Genomic DNA, 1,752 nt, shown 5'->3' with positions numbered 1-1,752 from the left:
ATCAGACAATCTGTGTGAGCACGCCACTCGAATCAATATCATTAGGTAAGGAGGTGATCCAACCGCAGGTTCCCCTACGGTTACCTTGTTACGACTTCACCCCAGTCATGAATCACAAAGTGGTAAGCGCCCTCCCGAAGGTTAAGCTACCTACTTCTTTTGCAACCCACTCCCATGGTGTGACGGGCGGTGTGTACAAGGCCCGGGAACGTATTCACCGTAGCATTCTGATCTACGATTACTAGCGATTCCGACTTCATGGAGTCGAGTTGCAGACTCCAATCCGGACTACGACGTACTTTATGAGGTCCGCTTGCTCTCGCGAGTTCGCTTCTCTTTGTATACGCCATTGTAGCACGTGTGTAGCCCTACTCGTAAGGGCCATGATGACTTGACGTCATCCCCACCTTCCTCCGGTTTATCACCGGCAGTCTCCTTTGAGTTCCCGACCGAATCGCTGGCAACAAAGGATAAGGGTTGCGCTCGTTGCGGGACTTAACCCAACATTTCACAACACGAGCTGACGACAGCCATGCAGCACCTGTCTCAGAGTTCCCGAAGGCACTAAGCTATCTCTAGCGAATTCTCTGGATGTCAAGAGTAGGTAAGGTTCTTCGCGTTGCATCGAATTAAACCACATGCTCCACCGCTTGTGCGGGCCCCCGTCAATTCATTTGAGTTTTAACCTTGCGGCCGTACTCCCCAGGCGGTCGATTTAACGCGTTAGCTCCGGAAGCCACGCCTCAAGGGCACAACCTCCAAATCGACATCGTTTACAGCGTGGACTACCAGGGTATCTAATCCTGTTTGCTCCCCACGCTTTCGCACCTGAGCGTCAGTCTTTGTCCAGGGGGCCGCCTTCGCCACCGGTATTCCTCCAGATCTCTACGCATTTCACCGCTACACCTGGAATTCTACCCCCCTCTACAAGACTCTAGCTTGCCAGTTTCAAATGCAGTTCCCACGTTAAGCGCGGGGATTTCACATCTGACTTAACAAACCGCCTGCGTGCGCTTTACGCCCAGTAATTCCGATTAACGCTTGCACCCTCCGTATTACCGCGGCTGCTGGCACGGAGTTAGCCGGTGCTTCTTCTGCGAGTAACGTCAATGTACAGTGCTATTAACACTGAACCCTTCCTCCTCGCTGAAAGTGCTTTACAACCCTAAGGCCTTCTTCACACACGCGGCATGGCTGCATCAGGCTTGCGCCCATTGTGCAATATTCCCCACTGCTGCCTCCCGTAGGAGTCTGGACCGTGTCTCAGTTCCAGTGTGGCTGGTCATCCTCTCAGACCAGCTAGGGATCGTCGCCTAGGTGAGCCATTACCCCACCTACTAGCTAATCCCATCTGGGCACATCTGATGGCGTGAGGCCCGAAGGTCCCCCACTTTGGTCCGTAGACGTTATGCGGTATTAGCTACCGTTTCCAGTAGTTATCCCCCTCCATCAGGCAGTTTCCCAGACATTACTCACCCGTCCGCCGCTCGTCACCCGGAGAGCAAGCTCTCCTGTGCTACCGCTCGACTTGCATGTGTTAGGCCTGCCGCCAGCGTTCAATCTGAGCCATGATCAAACTCTTCAATTTAAAAGTTCGATTTGCTTCAACTCGTGAAGCGATGCTCAAAGGTTACTAAATGAATTTTACTTCAGTAGTCACTCTTCAAGACTTGATATTTTTTCGTACCCGAAGGTACTGGATATCGTCTTGTGGAGTGCCCACACAGATTGTCTGATAAATTGTTAAAGAGC

The 1,752-nt window shown here is 52.1% G+C and carries 1 rRNA gene; it reads right to left on the bottom strand.

The features are described from left to right. Positions 1 to 46: 46 nt before the first annotated feature. Positions 47 to 1,588 (bottom strand): 16S ribosomal RNA (locus tag V2S86_RS25265). Positions 1,589 to 1,752: the final 164 nt, after the last annotated feature.

Source organism: Serratia sp. C2(1) (assembly GCF_036352655.1).
Taxonomy (GTDB): domain Bacteria; phylum Pseudomonadota; class Gammaproteobacteria; order Enterobacterales; family Enterobacteriaceae; genus Serratia; species Serratia inhibens.
The sequence above is the reverse complement of the archived record's forward strand: the minus strand, read 5'-3'. Positions and strand labels throughout refer to the sequence as shown.